General features: G+C 64.4%; 13 protein-coding genes. 6 read left to right on the top strand and 7 right to left on the bottom strand.

Features of this window, described 5'->3' with window-relative positions:
* The first annotated feature begins 52 nt into the window (after positions 1-52).
* Both ASD07_RS05860 and ASD07_RS05855 read left to right on the top strand, forming a co-directional pair.
* Positions 53-1,150 carry a serine hydrolase gene (locus tag ASD07_RS05860; RefSeq protein ID WP_055926656.1) on the top strand — a complete coding sequence of 366 codons (1,098 nt, stop codon included), beginning with the start codon at positions 53-55 and terminating at the stop codon, positions 1,148-1,150.
* 87 nt (positions 1,151-1,237) lie between these two features.
* On the top strand, positions 1,238-3,424 hold the full coding sequence (locus tag ASD07_RS05855) for an NHL repeat-containing protein (protein ID WP_055926815.1): 2,187 nt from the start codon (positions 1,238-1,240) through the stop codon (positions 3,422-3,424).
* A 77-nt stretch (positions 3,425-3,501) separates the two neighbouring features.
* On the opposite strand, the gene ASD07_RS05850 is transcribed toward ASD07_RS05855, so the two are convergent.
* Complete coding sequence (locus ASD07_RS05850; RefSeq protein ID WP_162246539.1) at positions 3,502-4,344, bottom strand: head GIN domain-containing protein; 843 nt, start codon at positions 4,342-4,344, stop codon at positions 3,502-3,504.
* A 344-nt stretch (positions 4,345-4,688) separates the two neighbouring features.
* On the opposite strand from ASD07_RS05850, the gene ASD07_RS31360 reads away from it, so the two are divergent.
* From ASD07_RS31360 to ASD07_RS05830, 4 genes are read left to right on the top strand one after another with little or no spacing between them, the layout of a single operon-like run.
* On the top strand, positions 4,689-5,330 hold the full coding sequence (locus tag ASD07_RS31360; RefSeq protein ID WP_055926652.1) for a PEP-CTERM sorting domain-containing protein: 642 nt from the start codon (positions 4,689-4,691) through the stop codon (positions 5,328-5,330).
* A gap of 54 nt (positions 5,331-5,384) precedes the next feature.
* Positions 5,385-6,575 (top strand): acyl-CoA dehydrogenase family protein, encoded by a 1,191-nt coding sequence (locus ASD07_RS05840; RefSeq protein ID WP_055926650.1) that lies wholly within the window; start codon positions 5,385-5,387, stop codon positions 6,573-6,575.
* Between the two features lie 9 nt (positions 6,576-6,584).
* On the top strand, positions 6,585-7,709 hold the full coding sequence (locus ASD07_RS05835; protein WP_055926648.1) for an acyl-CoA dehydrogenase family protein: 1,125 nt from the start codon (positions 6,585-6,587) through the stop codon (positions 7,707-7,709).
* Positions 7,709-8,167 carry a MaoC family dehydratase gene (locus ASD07_RS05830; RefSeq protein ID WP_055926645.1) on the top strand — a complete coding sequence of 153 codons (459 nt, stop codon included), beginning with the start codon at positions 7,709-7,711 and terminating at the stop codon, positions 8,165-8,167. The genes ASD07_RS05835 and ASD07_RS05830 overlap by 1 nt, the downstream gene beginning before the upstream one ends.
* Here ASD07_RS05830 and ASD07_RS05825 read toward each other — a convergent pair.
* Genes ASD07_RS05825 through ASD07_RS05800 form a run of 6 tightly spaced genes read right to left on the bottom strand, consistent with a single transcriptional unit; the run spans position 8,158 to position 17,168 of the window.
* Positions 8,158-9,087 carry a diguanylate cyclase domain-containing protein gene (locus ASD07_RS05825; RefSeq protein ID WP_055926643.1) on the bottom strand — a complete coding sequence of 310 codons (930 nt, stop codon included), beginning with the start codon at positions 9,085-9,087 and terminating at the stop codon, positions 8,158-8,160. The genes ASD07_RS05830 and ASD07_RS05825 overlap by 10 nt on opposite strands.
* Positions 9,084-13,508, bottom strand: coding sequence for a PAS domain-containing protein (locus ASD07_RS05820; RefSeq protein ID WP_055926641.1), 4,425 nt, complete (start codon positions 13,506-13,508; stop codon positions 9,084-9,086). The genes ASD07_RS05825 and ASD07_RS05820 overlap by 4 nt, the downstream gene beginning before the upstream one ends.
* Before the next feature lie 41 nt (positions 13,509-13,549).
* Positions 13,550-14,782, bottom strand: coding sequence for an acyl-CoA dehydrogenase family protein (locus tag ASD07_RS05815; protein ID WP_055926639.1), 1,233 nt, complete (start codon positions 14,780-14,782; stop codon positions 13,550-13,552).
* 10 nt (positions 14,783-14,792) lie between these two features.
* The gene (locus ASD07_RS05810) at positions 14,793-15,863 is read right to left on the bottom strand and encodes a phosphotransferase (protein WP_055926637.1); all 1,071 of its coding nucleotides are present in this window, start codon (positions 15,861-15,863) and stop codon (positions 14,793-14,795) included.
* A 24-nt stretch (positions 15,864-15,887) separates the two neighbouring features.
* Positions 15,888-16,613 (bottom strand): histidine phosphatase family protein, encoded by a 726-nt coding sequence (locus ASD07_RS05805; RefSeq protein ID WP_055926636.1) that lies wholly within the window; start codon positions 16,611-16,613, stop codon positions 15,888-15,890.
* A gap of 6 nt (positions 16,614-16,619) precedes the next feature.
* Positions 16,620-17,168 (bottom strand): prepilin-type N-terminal cleavage/methylation domain-containing protein, encoded by a 549-nt coding sequence (locus tag ASD07_RS05800; protein ID WP_055926634.1) that lies wholly within the window; start codon positions 17,166-17,168, stop codon positions 16,620-16,622.

Raw genomic sequence — 17,168 nt, 5'->3', positions numbered from 1 at the left:
CGTGCGATCTCTTACATTTAAGTCACCTTAATACATACCAGGAGTCTTATCGATGCGGCCTACCTTTTGCTTCGCCTACGCTGTGGCGGCCATGGTTTTGTCTACATCCAGCGCACATGCCGGCAGCCTTGACGCCCAACTTGCCACGGCCCTGAAAGATCGCAGCATCCCTGCAATGGCCGTGCTGGTCATTCGCGACGGCAAAGTTGAAGATCAGGCGGTGCGCGGGGTGCGTGCTGGAGGCAGCCCCGCTCGCGCGCAATTGTCCGACCATTGGCATATCGGCTCAGATGCCAAGGCGATGACAGCAACGCTGATCGCGCGCCTGGTTGAGGCGGGCAAACTTTCCTGGGACGCCAAGCTGAAGGACATGCTCCCCGACACCGTAATGCGTACGGAATATCAGTCCGTCACGCTGGCCGACTTGCTCTCGCATCGCGCCGGACTGCCTCCCAACAGTGACGAGAAGCGCATCGAAGCCACGCGCAAGGACCGGCGTGCGCTGCCGGTACTGCGCATGGAATACGTCCAGCGCGCACTCAGCGAAGCGCCAGCGGGCCCGGTCCGCGCCGAGTCGCAATACTCCAACAGCGGCTACATCATCGCCGCCGCCGTTGCGGAGCGCGCCACCGGCCAAAGCTTTGAAAGCCTCATGCAGGAACAGGTGTACGCTCCGCTCGGCATGCAAGTCGACACCAGCCCCTCGCGCCAGGGGCAAGTACTCGGCCACAAGGCCGGCAAGCCGCTGACAGGATTGGCTGCCGACATCCCGCCTTTTTTTGCACCTGCCGGCGCGACCATCAAAATGAGCTTGGCAGATTGGTCCAGGTTCGTACTCGACCAGATGGCCGGTGAACGCGGCGAGGGCAAACTGCTTTCGCAGCAAGGCTATCGATTCCTCCATGCGCCCCAAGGGGAATCCGGCGCGGCCCTTGGCTGGGGCGTGAAAAGCAACTGGCCGGCCCACGCACCGATGCGTCTACTGATGCACGCCGGTTCCAACGGTTACTGGAATGCCCTGGTGGCCCTGGCGCCGGACAGCCAAAGCGGCGTTTTGGTCGTCGCCAATGCCGGCGAAGGTAGCGGCGCCGAGCAGCAGGAAACCCGGCTGGTCATGAGCCTGATGTCCGGCATGGCCAAGCCACAGTAAGGCAGTTTGCCGGTGATTGCCACGGCGGCCTGCGGCTACCGTGGCAATGCCTTCATCTTCTGCAAAGGGGCAGGTAGAATCCAGGCTGTGAGTACATCTATCAAACTGACTGCTATTGGGGCTGCTGTGCTGGCGATTGCCGGTGCCGGCGGCTATTTCTACTATTCCGCGCCAGTAGCCAGCGTGGCGGCACGCTTGCCGGAACTGGTCAAGCGCGGACCGGCGCCAACCGAGAGGGCCTGGCCGGCGCGGCTGGATACCTTGCTGGAGTCTGGACTGGCCGACCCATATGGGGTTGCTGTCGACAAGCAGGGGAATGTCTATTTCTCCGATGGCGGAGAAAAGAACACTGTGTCGGTGCTGGCTGCGGACGGCAGCACGCGCGTGCTGGCAGGCGGCATTGAAGGCTACCGGGAGGGCATCGGCGCCGCCGCCGCCTTCAACACGCCTTCCGGCATAGCGCTGGACAAGCAGGGCAATGTCTACGTCGCCGATACGGGCAATCATGTGATCCGCAAGATCGCGGCGGACGGCACGGTGTCGACCTTGGCCGGCAGCGGCATTGCCGGCTTTGCGGACGGGCAGGGTGCGCAGGCGCAGTTTAACGGTCCGGTCGGCGTGGCAGTCGATGCGGCGGGCGTCGTCTATGTCGCCGACACCTATAACGACCGGATTCGCAAAATCGCCCTCGATGGCACGGTCACTACGCTGGCTGGCAGCGCAAGCCCCGGTTTCACGGATGGCGTTGGCGAGGCGGCGCAATTCGACACCCCTTGCGGAATCGCAATCGGCAAAGATGGCATCTACATCGCCGATACCAGCAATGACGCCGTGCGCCGCATTAACCCGGACGGCTCGGTAGTGACCCTTGCCGTGGCACCCGAACTGGAAAAGGAACCGCTGCTGCGCCGCCCGATGGCGCTGGCGCTTACGCATGATGGCTTTGTCTATATCGCTGTGTCGTCGCGCGGCCGCCTGCTGCAACTGGCGCCGGATGGCAGCCTGGCCGGCATGCCCGATGCGGCGCGGCCAGCCGATCCGGCTACCGGTATCGATGGCAATATCCAGGTCTACGGCCCGCGCAGCCTGGCGCTGGCGCCGAACGGCACGCTGGTCCTCTCGGACGGCGCCGCACAGCGCCTGCATCGCGTGGTGCATGCCGGTGCAAACGCGGCACCGCTGCCCACGGCCGCGCAAGCTGCCGCGCCGCTGATCGGCAGCGCGCAGGCCGCAGGGCAGGCGCTGGCCGCGGCGGCACCGGCGCCGACAGCGAGCGAGATCATGGCCCGGCGCAGTGAAGGCCCGATGCCCTGGCCGGTCCTCCCGCAAAACCAGCCGCACGAAGTGGTGGGCCTGATGGGCGAGGTGAGGGGAAGCTATGACGGCGACAGCCGCCATCACTTCCACGCCGGCCTCGACGTCCAGGCCGACGTCGGCAGCTCGGTGCATGTGGTCGAAAAAGCCAAGGTCAGCGACCCGCTGCCGAACTGGGCATTTGCTTCGCTGGGCGAAGGCATCAACCTCGGCACGACCAGCTACATCCACATGAAGGTCGGGCGCGACAGGAAGAACCGCGCATTGGACGACCGTTTCCAGCTCCTGCTCAACGAGAAAGGCAAGCCGGAACGCGTGCGTGTGCGTCGCGGCACGCGCTTTTATGTCGGCGAACAACTGGGTGTGGTGAACCAGATGGCGCACGTCCACCTCAATTTGTACGACCGCGGCCGCGTTGTGAACCCGCTCGCCCTGCCATTCCCGGGTCTGCGCGACACCATTTCGCCCGTAATCCAGGGCATCGCCCTGTACGACGCCAACGACAAGCGCCTGCCGGGCAAGAGAGGGCAGCGCCTGGAAGTGTCGCGCAACCTGGGCGAAGTGAACGTGGTAGTCGATGCATTCGACCAGATGGACGGCAACCTCGCGCGCCGCCGACTTGGTTTGTACAAGCTGGGCTACCAGCTGCTGCAAGCTGACGGCACAGCTGTCTCGGGCTACGAGCAGCCGCGCATCATGCAGACCTATGACCAGCTGCCAAAGCAGCGCGAGGCGGTGAAGGTGGTGTACTCCGCCGATAGCGGCATTACCGTCTACGGCAGCAAATCCACGCGCTTCACCTACTCGCTGCTAAGCCACCTGTCTGCTGGCGAAGTCGTGCCAGGCCGCTGGCAGGTAAGTGGTCTCGCACCGGGCGACTACACGCTGCGCATTTATGCGGCAGACTACGCCGGCAACACCGCCACAACCGGCCGCGACCTCGCTGTGACAATCAACTGACAAGTCGGGGTCAGGTCCGGCAATCGGACATTTCGCTGCGCGAAATGTCCGATTGCCGGACCTGACCCCGACTTTTATTATTGGATCGAAGTGTTGCGGCCGTACAGGGTGCGCTGGGATGGGTTGCCGGTGACGGCGATGCGTCCGGAGCCGTTGGCGCGGGCGTCGACTTTGTGCTGTACCCATGCTTGCACGCCGCCGGATCCGTTGCTGGTGATGCTGGCTTCGTCGGCGCGCAAGTCGTTCAGCTGGGCGCTGCCGGAGCCTTGCACCTGCACGTCGAGGGTGCGCACGATGCCGCGCGCGTAAAAACTGCCGGAGCCGGAGGTCGACACGCGCAGCGAGTCGCCGCGTACCGAGCCGATATTCACACGGCCCGAGCCGACCATGTCCACCACCGCGGCTTTGCTTTCCAGCCCGTCCGCATACAACTGGCCTGAGCCGGTGTGGCGCATATCCAATTGATCCACGCGGCCGCGCAGTTCAAGGTAGCCGGAGCCATTGTGTGAAACGCTCAGCGGACCGCCGGCCAGGCCTTGCACCTCGGTGTGCACGGAGCCGCTCGACTCCAGGTGATCCAGGCGTTGTACGGTGTAACGCACGTGGATCGGTGTGCGGCTGTCCAGGCGCTCCTCGGTCCATACGCGCAGGGTATCGCCGCTCACTTCCGTATGCACCAGCGGCACGAGGTTGTTGTCGCCCTCGATTACCAGCGATGGCGCGCCCCCTACCTTCACTTCAACGTCCAGGTCCACACGATGGCGGTTTTCGATGCGCAGCCCACTGGCGCTGGCGATGCTGCGGTTTTCGATGGTAGTCGTACCGCTGCCCTTGACGTAGTCGCTGCTGTCGTTCAGGACGATGACGCAGCCGGCCAGGCTGAGGGAGAGCAGGGCGGCGAGAGTGCGCTTGGATCGCATGGTTGTGTCCTTGTTGTACATGCTAAGTGGGATGGGAGCATCCTATCGGCCATCCCCCATGCATATGGCCGAAATGCGACGAATTGCAGAAATTGAGTGCTGAGTTGTAAAAATTGATAAGATGAAAGTGTCGGCCCCGTGCCGGCCCGGCAGCTCCGCTGCTGAGAACAATCTAGTTATATACCCCTTATTTGCGCCGCGGATAGGCCATCTGCGGCGTTTCTTTTGCCTTCGCCATGCATGAGGGCGAGTGACTATATTTCGGAAAGGTAATGAACGCCGTCGAGGTCGCTAAATTGCTACATTCAAGTGGCAGTCTCAACTTCACAAGAAGGGGAATCGGAATGGAACCAATTGCAAAGAAGTTTGCATTGGCCGCCAGCAGCATGCTCCTGGCGGCAAGCGCCTTCGGCGCTACAACCATCGGTAATACCTCTGCAGACGACGCCACGCTCGACGCACAAAGCGCCGACGCCTTCGTCTTCACCCCGGGCTGGAATCCGCAAGCCGGCCTGCGCGGCAATACCAGCGGCATGGGCGGCGCTTTCGACGGCTTAGGCGGCGGCGACTGGACCTTGCTGGGCAAGCATGAAGGCGGCTCAGGCTCGGGCTTTAGCCTGTACAGTACGCTGGACTTCAGCTTCGATGCAGGCGACGGCAGGACCGGCACCTGGTCCATCACCAATACCAGCGCGACCCAGGGTGTTTCCCTCGACCTGGTGCTGTCGCTCAAGGCTGCAAATGGCGCCGCTGCCTTCCTGTTCGATAACCAGAGCATCGACGCTGGCCAGACATTGAGCGGCACCTGGAATATCGAATGGTTCACCGGCAATAACCAGTCCAATCCCGGGATCTCCAACCTGACCATCTTCGGGCGCGAGATGGATGGCATTACCACTCCCGTCCCTGAACCCGGCGAATATGGCATGTTGCTGGCCGGCCTGGGTCTGATTGGCTTTGTGGCGCGGAGGCGCAAAGCGCTGTAGACTCTTTGAAACGGTCGTGCTATTTCGCTGGCGCGACCAATTCAAGGAGACAGCATGGACCTGAATTACTCTGCCAGGGATGAGGCCTTCCGCGCTGAAGTGCGTGCTTTCCTGGCAGCAAACCTGCCGGCCGACCTGCAAGCCAAAGTCCGCAAGCACTTGCGCCTGAAGCGCGAAGACTATGTGCGCTGGCATAAGATCGTTGCGGGACAAGGCTGGGCGGCGCCGGCGTGGCCGACCGAATCCGGCGGCCCTGGCTGGGATGCCACCCAGCGCCACATCTGGGAAGAGGAGTGCGCGATTGCCGGCACCCCGCCCATCCTGCCTTTCGGCGTCAATATGGTGGCGCCAGTCATCATGGCTTTCGGCAGTCCCGAACAAAAAGCCTTCTACCTGCCGCGCATCCTCGATTGCACCGATTGGTGGTGCCAGGGTTATTCGGAACCGGGCGCCGGCTCCGACCTGGCTTCGCTGAAAACCACGGCAGTGCGTGACGGAGATCATTACGTCGTCAATGGCCAGAAGACCTGGACCACGCTGGGTCAGCATGCCGACATGATCTTCTGCCTGGTGCGCACCGACCAGAACGTGCGCAAGCAGGAGGGCATCTCCTTCCTGCTGATCGACATGAAGACGCCCGGCATCATCGTGCGCCCGATCATCATGCTGGATGAAGACCACGAAGTGAATGAAGTCTTCTTCGACAACGTGCGGGTGCCTGTGGCGAACCTGGTCGGCAAGGAGAATAAGGGCTGGACCTATGCCAAGTACCTGCTTGGCCACGAGCGCACCGGTATTGCGGCAGTCGGGCGCTCCATGCGCGAGCTGCTGTTCCTGAAAAAGGTCGCGAAGCAGGAGCAGAAGAACGGCAAGCCATTGCTGGACGATCCGCTGTTCGCTGCGCGCGTGGCGAACCTTGAAATCGAGTTGATGGCGCTGGAAGTGACGGTGTTGCGCACTATCGCGCAGGAGGCGCACGGTCCGGGGCCGCAGGCGTCGGTGCTGAAGGTGCGCGGCTCCGAGATCCAGCAGATGCTGACCGAATTGATGGTGGAAGCCCTCGGTCCGCAAGCCTTGCCGTTCGATCCGGATTACCTGGACGGCGAGCGCGAACATGCGCTGGCCGGGGCCGATGATGCGGCGCCGCTGGCCGCTTACTACTTCAATTTCCGCAAGACTTCGATCTACGGTGGTTCGAACGAAATCCAGAAGAACATCATCACCCAGATGATCCTGGGATTGTAAGGGGGCGGCATGGATTTCACATTCAAGGAAGAACAACAGCAATTTGCCGATGCGCTGCGCCGCTGGGTCGACAAGGATTACAGCTTTGAGGCGCGCAAGAAAATTATCCACTCCGAAGCTGGCGTTTCCGGCGAAGCCTGGGCCACGCTGGTGGAGCTGGGAATGCTGGCGCTGCCGGTACCGGAGCAGCAGGGCGGTTTCAACGGCAGCGCGCTCGACATGATGGTCGTGATGCAGGAACTGGGGCGGGGCCTGGTGGTCGAGCCGTACTTTGCCACCGTGCTCGGTACGCAGTTCCTCAAGTTGGCGGGCGGGCAGGAGGCGTTGCTGGAGCGTGTCGCGGCGGGTGAGCTGAAACTGGCGTGTGCATTGGGTGAGCAGCAGTCCCGCCACGCGCTGAACGACCTACTGGCCACGGACAGCGCTGGCGCCGGGGCGATCAGCGGCCGCAAGACGGTGGTCCTGCATGGCGGCCAGGCCGGCGCGTTCATCGTATCCGCTCGCAGCAGCGGCGCCCAGCGCGATAGCGACGGCATCTCCCTATACCTGGTGCAGCGCAACGCGCCGGGCGTGCGGGTTACCGACTATCGAACCATCGACGGCCAGCGCGCTGCAACGGTTGAATTCAAGGATGCCCAGGGCACGCTGCTCGGCGAGCAAGGTAAAGGCTGGCCGCTGATCGAGGCTGGCGCCGACTACGGCGCTGCGCTGCTTTGCGCCGAAGCCATCGGTGCCATGGACGCCATTTTCGCCGCTACACTGGAATACCTGAAGACACGCCAGCAGTTCGGCGCGCCGATCGGGAAATTCCAGGCGCTGCAGCACCGTATGGCCGATATGTTCATCCACCTCGAACAGGCGCGTTCGATGGCCATGCTGGCCGCGGTCAAAGTGGGGTCGAACGATCACGAGGAGCGCCGCCGCGTGGTTTCCGCCGCCAAAGTGCGCGTCGGACAGGCGGCGCGCTTCGTTGGCCAGCAGGCCGTGCAGCTGCACGGCGGCATGGGCGTGACGGACGAACTGCCTGCGGCCCATTATTTCAAACGCCTGGCGATGATCGAGATCACGCTGGGCGATGCGGATCATCACCTGGAGCGCTTCATCGCGCAGCCAGGATTCAAGGAGGCAGGCTGATGGCGCGTTTGGTACGTAATGTTGGGGAGCTGGAAGCGTTGGTCGGGCAGGAAGTTGGCGTTTCGGGCTGGGTCGACATCACCCAGGAAAGGGTGAACACGTTCGGCGCCTCGACCAACGACCAGCAATGGATCCACACCGAACCGCTGCGCGCCGCCGCCGAATCGCCCTTCGGCGGCACGGTGGCACACGGTTTCCTGACACTATCGCTGTTGCCCGGCCTGCTGCAGGACGCGGTGTTCATGGAAGACATGCGCATGGGTTTGAACTACGGCCTGGACAAGGTCCGCTTTCCGGCACCGGTGCCGGTGGGCAGCCGCGTGCGCGGCCATGTCGTCCTGCGCAGCATTGCGCCGGTAGCCGGCGGCCACCAGCTGGCCTGGGAGGTGACAGTCGAATGCGAGGGCAGCGAGAAGCCGGCCTGCGTGGCGGAATTCCTGATGCGGCGCTACTCCTGATCGCAGTCCGCGACGCGGTAGCGGTTGCGGCCATCTTCCTTGGCCTGGTACAGGGCATTGTCGGCGCAGCGCACCAGCGCCTCCGGATTTCCCACCTTGCCCGGCATGAGGGTGGACACCCCGAGGCTGACCGTCACCATGTCGCTTGCCGATGACATGCGGTGCGGGATGGCCAGTGCCCGTACGCTCTCCAGGATGCGCTCGGCCACCGTTTGCGCGCCTGGCGCGTCGACCTGGGGCAGCAGGATGACGAACTCTTCGCCGCCGTAGCGCGCCAGCAGGTCCGGTGAGCGGCCGGCGCATTGCAGCATGGTGTCGGCCACCTGGACCAGGCAGGCGTCGCCGGCCTGGTGGCCGTAAGCGTCGTTGTAGCGCTTGAAGTGGTCGATGTCGATCATGATGACCGAGAGCGGCGTGGCGGAACGGGTGCAGCGGCGCCACTCGTTCTGGATCGCGTCGTTGAAGCTGCGCCGGTTGGCAACGCCGGTCAGGGCGTCGGTCAGCGTCAGTTCGCGCATGGCGTCGGACTGGCGTTTCAGGGTGAGGTGGGTGCGCACGCGGGCGCGCACGACGGCGACGTTGAAAGGCTTGGTGATGAAATCCACCGCGCCGGCCTCCAGCGCCCGCGTCTCGTCCTCGGGCGTGGTCAGCGCGATGACGAAGATCACCGGGATGTCGTGCACATCCGACGAGGCGTGCAGGGCGGCGCAGACTTCGTAGCCGTCCATGCCCGGCATGACCGCATCGAGCAGGATCAGGTCGGGCTGGTGCTGGTGCGCCAGCTCCAGCGCCCTCTCGCCGTTCATGGCAAACAGCACCTCATGCTCCTCGCCCAGGACGTGGTTGAGGATCTGGATATTCTCCATGGCGTCATCGACGATCAGCAGGCGCCCGTTGCGCGCCTGGTCGGTCCATGTCATGCGGTTTCCTCCCGTTTCATGATTTCCTGCAGCCGTTGTTCGGCACTGGTGAAGTCAAGCGTCTCGATGGCGTTGGCCAAGGCGGGCAGGAGGTCGGGGCAGCGCTGTTCGAGGACGGGGCTGAGGGCCTTGAACGCGGCCAGCGCGCGCATATTGCTGTTCCTGAGCAGCATCTGCAAGTCGCCCAGGGCTTGCGGCAGGCTGGATACCGGCGTACTGCTGGCTGCGGCGGGCACCGGGACCGGCAGCTCGCGCGCGGCGCTGATCACCACGGCCAGCGCCTGTTCCAGCGACAGCAGCAGGGCGGCAGCCGAGCTGTCCTGGCCTTCGGCAACGGCGGCTTCCACCTGGGCGCTGAGGCGGGCCACCTCGCTGGCGCCGAGGTTGGCGGCCACGCCCTTCAGGCGATGCAGCACGCGCGTGGCGGCATAGCGCTTGTCCTGCGCCAGGCAGTCGCGTATTTCGCGCACGGCGTCGCCCTGCGAATTCTCGAAGCGCTTGAGCAGGCCGGCGAAGGCGGCATAGTTGCCGGCGACGCGCCGCAGCGCGGCTTCCAGGTCGATGCCGGGCACGGAGGCGGGGCAGCCGTCGCTGCGCTGCTCCCCGCCCGGCTGTGCGGCGCCGACAAGTTCCGGATGCAGCGGTGCGAGCCGGGTCAGGGTGGCGATCATTTCGTCGACATCGATAGGTTTGGCGATATGCGCATCGACGCCGGATTCAATGGCACGTATGCGGTCTTCCGGCATGACATTGGCGGTCATGGCGATGATGGGCAGGGAGCGCAGGCCCATGGAGCGTATCGATTCGGTGGCGCGGTAGCCGTCCATCACCGGCATCTGCAGGTCCATCAGCACCGCGTCGAAGCGCTGCGGGTCGTCGCGCAGCATGTCGAGCGCGATCTCGCCGTTGGACGCCACCTCCACCAATGCGCCGCAATGGAGCAGGATGTAGCGCGCCATTTCCTGGTTGATCTCATTGTCTTCCACCAGCAGCAAGTGCATGCCCGCCAGGCTGCCGGAAAGCGCGGCATTACCGCTGCGGTGCTCGGGCTGGTTGGCGCCGGTGAGTGCGGCCAGGGCGGCGTCGCGCAGGCCCGACGGGGTAAATGGCTTGGCCAGCACGGCGTCGATTTGCAGGCTGTCGGCCAGCTGCTGCAAATCGTCGCTGGAGCGCTCCGGCGCCATCATCACGATTTTGGGGAGGGCCAGGTGTTCGTCGCGCGCCTGCACCAGCATGGCGACGCCGTCGGTGGCGGGCATCGCGCTGTCGAGCATCATCAGGTCGAAGCGACGCGTGCGCAGCGCCTGCAAGCCTTGATCGGCACTGGCCACTGCGACGGTGGTCCATTGCAGGGCCCGGCCGGCCCTCAGCAGGGCCTGGCGCACGGAGGCGTTATCGTCGACCGCCAGTACGGTCAAGCCGCGCAGGCGGGCCGGCGCTTCCCGGGGAGCGCTGTCGGCAAGGCGCTGCAAAGGGCAGGTAAAGCGGAAGGTGGAACCCCGGCCCAGCGTGCTTTCGACGTCGATGACGCCGCCCATCAGGTCCGACAGGCGGCGCGCGATGGCCAGTCCCAGCCCCGTGCCGCCATAGCGGCGGCTGGTGCTGCTGTCGCCCTGGGAGAAAGCGTCGAACATATGGTGCTGCTGCTCCGCCGGAATGCCGATGCCGGTGTCGCGCACGGTGAATTCCAATGCCAGCGAATTGGCGCTGCCTTCGGTTTCGCGCACGGTCAACACGACTTCGCCGCGTTCGGTGAATTTGATGGCATTGCTGAGGAGGTTGAGCAGCACCTGCTGCAAGCGCATCGCATCGCCCACCATTTCGGCCGGCAGTGTGGGGGCGATGTCAAACACCGGCTCCACCCCTTTGTCCCAGGCGCCGTTGGCGACCAGCACGGCGGCCCCGGCCAGCAACTGATCGAGGTTGAAGCGCGCCTGCTCGAGCTGGAGCTGGCCGGCCTCGATCTTCGAGAAGTCCAGCACGTCATTGACCACGCCCAGCAGGCTTTGCGTCGCAAGCTGGATCTTGCTGACAAAGCTGCGCTCGCGCCGTTCCAGGGGCGCCTCTTCCAGCAGGCGCGCCAGCCCGGTAATGGCATTCATCGGGGTGCGGATCTCATGGCTCATGTTTGCCACGAATTCGCTCTTGGCCCGGCTGGCAGCTTCGGCGCGATCGCGCGCCCGCATCAGTTGTTCGTTCAGCTCCTGCAATTTCAGTTCGCCGCGCTTAAGTTCAGTAACATCCGAACCCAGGGCATAAAAGCCGCGTACGGCGCCCGATTCGCCACGGTCGGGGATGAAATTGATCCACGCGTAGCGCGGCTCGCCCGTCGGCAGTTCCAGTTCGCGCAGGAAGTGCTGCGGACTGCCATCCAGCACCGCATTGATATGGGGCCGGATCTGTTCCAGCAGGCCGGCCGGCAGCACGCGGTCGATCGGTTCGCCCATGGCTTGCTCCAGCGTTTTGCCGAACCAGGCCAGGAAATACTTGTTGGCGAAATGGCAGCGCAGCCCGGCATCCCAATAGGCCACCAGGCCTGGCAGGTTTTCCGTCACCGTATGCAGGAAGCTGGTGCTGCGCGCCAGGCTGAGGGAAGTCTGCTGCAAGGCTTCGTCCGCGCGTTTGCGGTCAGTGATGTCGAGCGAGATGCCCAGCAAGTGGGTGGCGATGCCTTGTTCGTCGCGCAGCGCCACCTTGCGCGTGGTGAGGTAGCGCATTTCGCCGGCGGCGATGCGTAGCGCTTCTTCCGGAATCTCCATGACCTGCTCGCCGGCCAGCACCTTGCGGTCCGATTCCTGGAAGGCCGCCGCCTGCTCCGGCGGGAAGAAATCACGGTCGCTCTTGCCGAGCAAGTCCTCGCGCGGACGGCCGAGCAGCAATTCGCCCTGGCGGTTCAGCAGTTCAAAGCGCAGGTGCTGGGCATCCTTGACGAACACCATGGCCGGCATGTTTTCCAGCACGGACTTGAACAGGGCTTTGGACTGGCGCAGTGCGGCTTCCGTCTCCTTCTGCTGGGTGATATCCATGAGCACGGTCGTGATGCCGACCATCGTGCCGTCGGCGCCGAATACCGGGAAATAGCCGGTGAGGAAGTGGCTGCTGCGGCCGGGGCGCGCCGAGGTATTGCCGGAGATTTCGGCGTTGGGCACCGCTTCGCCGTTGGCCAGGACCTTGCGGTAGGCCTGGTTCACCTGCGCCACCAAGGCGCGATCGCTGATCACTTCATCGAAGCGGCGCCCGATATGGTCGTTGACCGCCAGGCCGTTCATCGATGCCAGGTAGTCGTTGATCATCAGGATGCGCAGCCTGGTATCGACAAAACTCAGGCCGACCGGCGCCGTGGCGTAAATCGTCTCCAGCAGGGCGTTGGAATTTTCCAGTTGCTGGGTGCGCTCCTCGACCACGCGTTCCAGGTCTTGCCGATGGCGGGTCAGGTCGCGGTCAAGCCGCAGCAGGGTATCGCCAATCTGCCGCGCCTCCTGGAAGGAGACGTGCGGAGCTTCGATGCTGGCACCGCTTCCCAAGGCCTGGGCCGGCGCGTGCAGCGCATCGATGGAGTTTGCGATGCGGCGCGCGGCCAAAGCTGCGGCGGCAAAACCGGCCAGCACCAGCGCCGCGAGCACGACGGCCAGACCGAAGAACAGGCCATCGAAGGCATTCAGCGCTCCAAGCCCGGGTGCGGCGACCGCCACGCTCCATGGACTGTCGGCGCCGCGCAGGTAGCCGACTTGCAGTGGCAGGCCATGCAAGGCTTCTGCCGCAGGCTGCCCGCGGGAACGCCCGTCGTCGTGGCTGCGGGCCACCAGGCGCCCGTCGGGCGCCAGCACGGCGATCACGGCGTCGGACGGAAGCTGCATCTCCTCGGCGATCTTGTCCAGCGTGTCGGCCGGCAGCAGGACGCTCAGCGCCGCCTGCGGCTTGCCCGGGCGCTGGATCGGCACGTCGATTGCAATGTGGGCCGGTTCCTTGCCATTCGCGGGCAGCAGGCTGGCGGCCGATCGCGCGTTTGGCGCAAACTTGATGCGGGCCGCATTGGCGGCGCGCTCAATTGGCAGCGCACTGCCGGCGATGAGCTGTGCTGCGCCGTTTTCAGTGAAAAGAACGTGCGAGAGATAGGGCAAGGCCGGCGGCAGGGCGCCCGCAGCCTGGCTGCGCAGGGCTACCAGGTCGCCGCTGCGGGCGCTGGGACTGCTGGCCAGCATGATGGCCGCTGCTTGCGCGGCCAGCAACTGGCGGTCCACGATGGCTGCGGCCGCGCGTTCGATGCGCTGCAGCTGCAGTTCCGCGCGGCCCAGGTCGCGCTGCTGGAAGTACACCAGCAGCAGGGCTACGGCCAGCAGCGCAGGCGCGGCGCAAGCCGCCGCCAGCAGCGCAATCTGCGACCGCAACGGCGGCAAGGGCTTGCTGGATTCGTCCTGCACGGCACATCCTTTCGGAAGAGTGACTGCAGGATGATGATAGCTTAGCTTTTGGTAGACGAGAAGCGCGCAATTTCCAGTTTGGCAATGGCGTTGCGGTGCACTTCATCCGGGCCGTCGGCCAGGCGCAGGGTGCGGTTGCCGGCCCACTGGTAGGCCAGCGGGAAATCGTCCGACACGCCGGCCGCGCCATGGGCCTGGATGGCCCAATCCAGCACCTGCTGCGCCACATTCGGGGCTAAAACCTTGATCATGGCGATTTCCGACTGGGCGACCTTGTTGCCGACCGTGTCCATCATATAGGCCGCCTTCAGCGTCAGCAGGCGTGCGGTGTCGATCTTGATGCGGGATTCCGCGATGCGTTCGCGCCACACGCCCTGGTCGGAAAGCCGCTTGCCAAACGCAACCCTCGATGACAGGCGCTGCACCATCAGTACCAGCGCACGCTCGGCCACGCCGATGGCGCGCATGCAATGGTGGATGCGGCCGGGACCCAGGCGCCCCTGGGCGATCTCAAAGCCGCGGCCTTCGCCCAGAAGAAGGTGCGAAGCAGGCACCCGCACGTTCTCGAACACCATTTCGCAGTGCCCGTGCGGCGCGTCGTCGTAGCCGAAGACCGGCAAGGGGCGCAGGACGGTCAGCCCGGGCGCATCGGCAGGCACCAGGATCATCGACTGCTGCGCGTGGCGTGGCGCATCGGCATCGGTTTTGCCCATGGCGATATAGACCTGGCAGCGCGGATCGCCGGCGCCCGAAATCCACCATTTGCGCCCGTTGATCACATAGTGCTCGCCGTCGCGCTCGATGCGCGTCTCGATATTCGTAGCGTCCGACGACGCCACCGCAGGTTCGGTCATCGCGAACGCGGAGCGGATCTCGCCGCGCAGCAGCGGTTCCAGCCAGCGCTGTTTATGTTCCTCGGTGCCGTAGCGCTCCAGCGTTTCCATATTGCCGGTATCGGGCGCGGAACAGTTGAACACCTCCGCCGCCCACGGCACGCGGCCCATGATTTCGCACAGCGGCGCGTAATCGAGGTTGGACAAACCTTCCGGCGCACGGCTCGAGCGCGGCAGGAACAGGTTCCACAAGCCCTGTTCGCGCGCGAGCGGCTTGAGGCGCTCAATCAGTTCGGTCGGGATCCAGCGGCTGCCTTTTTCGCGGCCGTTGCGCTCCACTTCTTCGTGGAACGCCTTCTCGTTCGGGTAGATATGCTGGTCCATGAAGGCCAGCAGGCGCGCCTGCAATTCCTTGGTGCGCGGGGAGTAGTCGAAGTCCATTGCGATTCCCTTATTCGATTGCCTTGCCCTGGGCGTAGGCCCAACCCATGGCCGACATCGGGCGCGCCAGCTTGCCCGATTCCAGCGCCTGCGCGCTGGAAGCCGTACCGTCCACGTAGCGCTTCATGATGCCCTGCATGATGCTGGCCAGGCGGAACATATTGAATGCCAGGTAGAAGTTGAAGTCTTCCAGGCGGATGTCCTTGCCGGTGCGTTCGGCGTAGCGCGCAATGTACTCGCGCTGCGATGGGATGCCGAGCGCTTCCAGGTCCAGGCCTGCGATGCCGCGGAACTGGCCCGGCTCGATGTGCCAGCTCATGCAGTGGTAGCTGAAGTCCGCGAATGGATGGCCCAGCGTCGACAGTTCCCAGTCCAGCACCGCCAGGATGCGCGGCTCGGTCGGGTGGAAGATCATGTTGTCGAGGCGGAAGTCGCCGTGCACGATGGCGGTGTCTTCGCCGGGCGGAATATTGGCCGGCAGCCAGGCGATCAGCTGGTCCATCGCTTCGATGGTTTCGGTCTCGGATGCCTTGTACTGCTTGCTCCAGCGTTCGATCTGGCGCTGGAAGTAGTTGCCAGGCTTGCCGTAGTCGCCAAGCCCGATGGCGCTGTAGTCGATGCTATGCAACTGCGCGATGACGCGATTCAGTTCATCGTAGATCGCGGCGCGCTCGGAGGGCGCCATGCCGGGCAGGGCCTGGTCCCATAGCACGCGGCCTTCGACAAACTGCATCACGTAGAAGGCGCGGCCGATCACCTCTTCGTCCATGCACAGGCAATACTGGCGTGCGGCCGGGAAGCCCGCCCTGTGCAGGGCGTCCATTACGCGGAATTCGCGTTCGATTGCATGGGCCGATGGCAGCAGCTTGGCGGCCGGCGCCGGCTTGGTGCGCAGCACATAGTGCTGGCCGCCGATTGAGAGCTTGAAGGTGGGATTCGATTGGCCGCCCTTGAACTGCTCGACCTTCAACTCGCCTTGCGGATAGCCTTCCACGTGCCGGCGCAGGTAGGTGTCCAGTGCGGCGGTGTCGAAACGGTGGCGCGCCGACACCTCCTTGGTGCCCATGAATTCTTCGAACATAATGCCTCCTTCCGAACGATCGTACTATTTTTGTGGGCGGGAAAGCAAGCGCGATTTGGAATATTCGTTAAACAGCTGCTCCATCGTGGTGTTGCGGGTTGCGCCTTGCAGCGGGGCGGGCGGCGCGTAGTTGGAAAAACGCACAATCCAGTCGTGGCGCGCATGGCCGACGTCCAGCGCGTTGATGCAGCCGGCGGCCTGCGACAGGTTGCCGAGGAACAGGCGCTGGCCGCCGGTCAGGGCATAAGACAGGATGGCGCGATTGACGCCGCCGTGCAGCACCAGCAGCACGGTGTCCCAGCTGTCGTCGGCGACCAGGCTGGCGATCGCCGGATGTATACGGTCCATCAGCTCGCCCACCGATTCGCCGCCGAGGAAGCGGCGCTGCTCCGGCACCACGCCTTCGAAAACGCCGGTGAAGGCCTCGCGCAGCTTGTCGTCGGGGATGCCGGCCAGCTTGCCGCCGCGGATTTCGGCCAGTTCGGGCCAGGTTTCGAGCTGGATCTGCTGGCCGGTTTCCGCCAGCACGCGCTTTGCGGTTTCGACGGTGCGCGGCAGGCCGGAGACGATGACGCGGTCAAACTGGATGCCGTCGGCCGCGAAAGCACGGCCGGCTGCCGCCGCTTGCGCGCGGCCAGCATCGTTCAAGGGGACGGTTTCCGGGAGGTGGGGTTTGCCGGCCTCGTCGAAGTAGGTGACGCTGCCATGCCGCATCAGGAAGACGCGGCGCCGTTCAGGGTTTGCTGTCATAGAGTCTCAGAAAAAGATTGCCAGGCGCGTGATGATGCTTCCGTTATTAGTATAAGGCCCAGTCGCGCGCACGTTGCCGGAATCCGGTTTGCCGTCATCCAGCTTGGCGTCGATCTGCTCCGCAAACGTGTCCGGCAGGTTGTCGAAGCGGATCCCATTACCGCCCCGGCCGCCGACCACGTCGTTGTAAATGTACACCGCGCCGCCCTGGGCGCTGGTCATGAAATCGGTGCTGCCGTTGTAGGAGCCGGTGATCAGGCCTGCCAGCGCCAGGTGCTGCGGCGCCAGCTGGTATTCGGTGATCTGGCCGTCGCCATTGCCATTGCCGGCTGCTCCGGGAATGTGGGTGGTGGCCAGGATATCGTCGCCGGGCAGGGCGCGGAAGCGGTCCTGGTAGGCGTTGACTGCCGCCTGCAATGCCGTGGCCTGCTGGATGATGCTTTTGACCTTGGCGCTGTCGATCAGGGCCTGGCCTTTCAGCACGCCGCCAAGCAGCAGGCCGATGATGACCAGGACAATGGCGATTTCAACGAGGGTGAAGCCGCGATGTTTCAT

Source organism: Duganella sp. Root336D2 (genome assembly GCF_001425005.1).
Lineage (GTDB): Bacteria > Pseudomonadota > Gammaproteobacteria > Burkholderiales > Burkholderiaceae_D > Rugamonas.
This window is presented reverse-complemented; position numbering and strand designations above follow the sequence as displayed.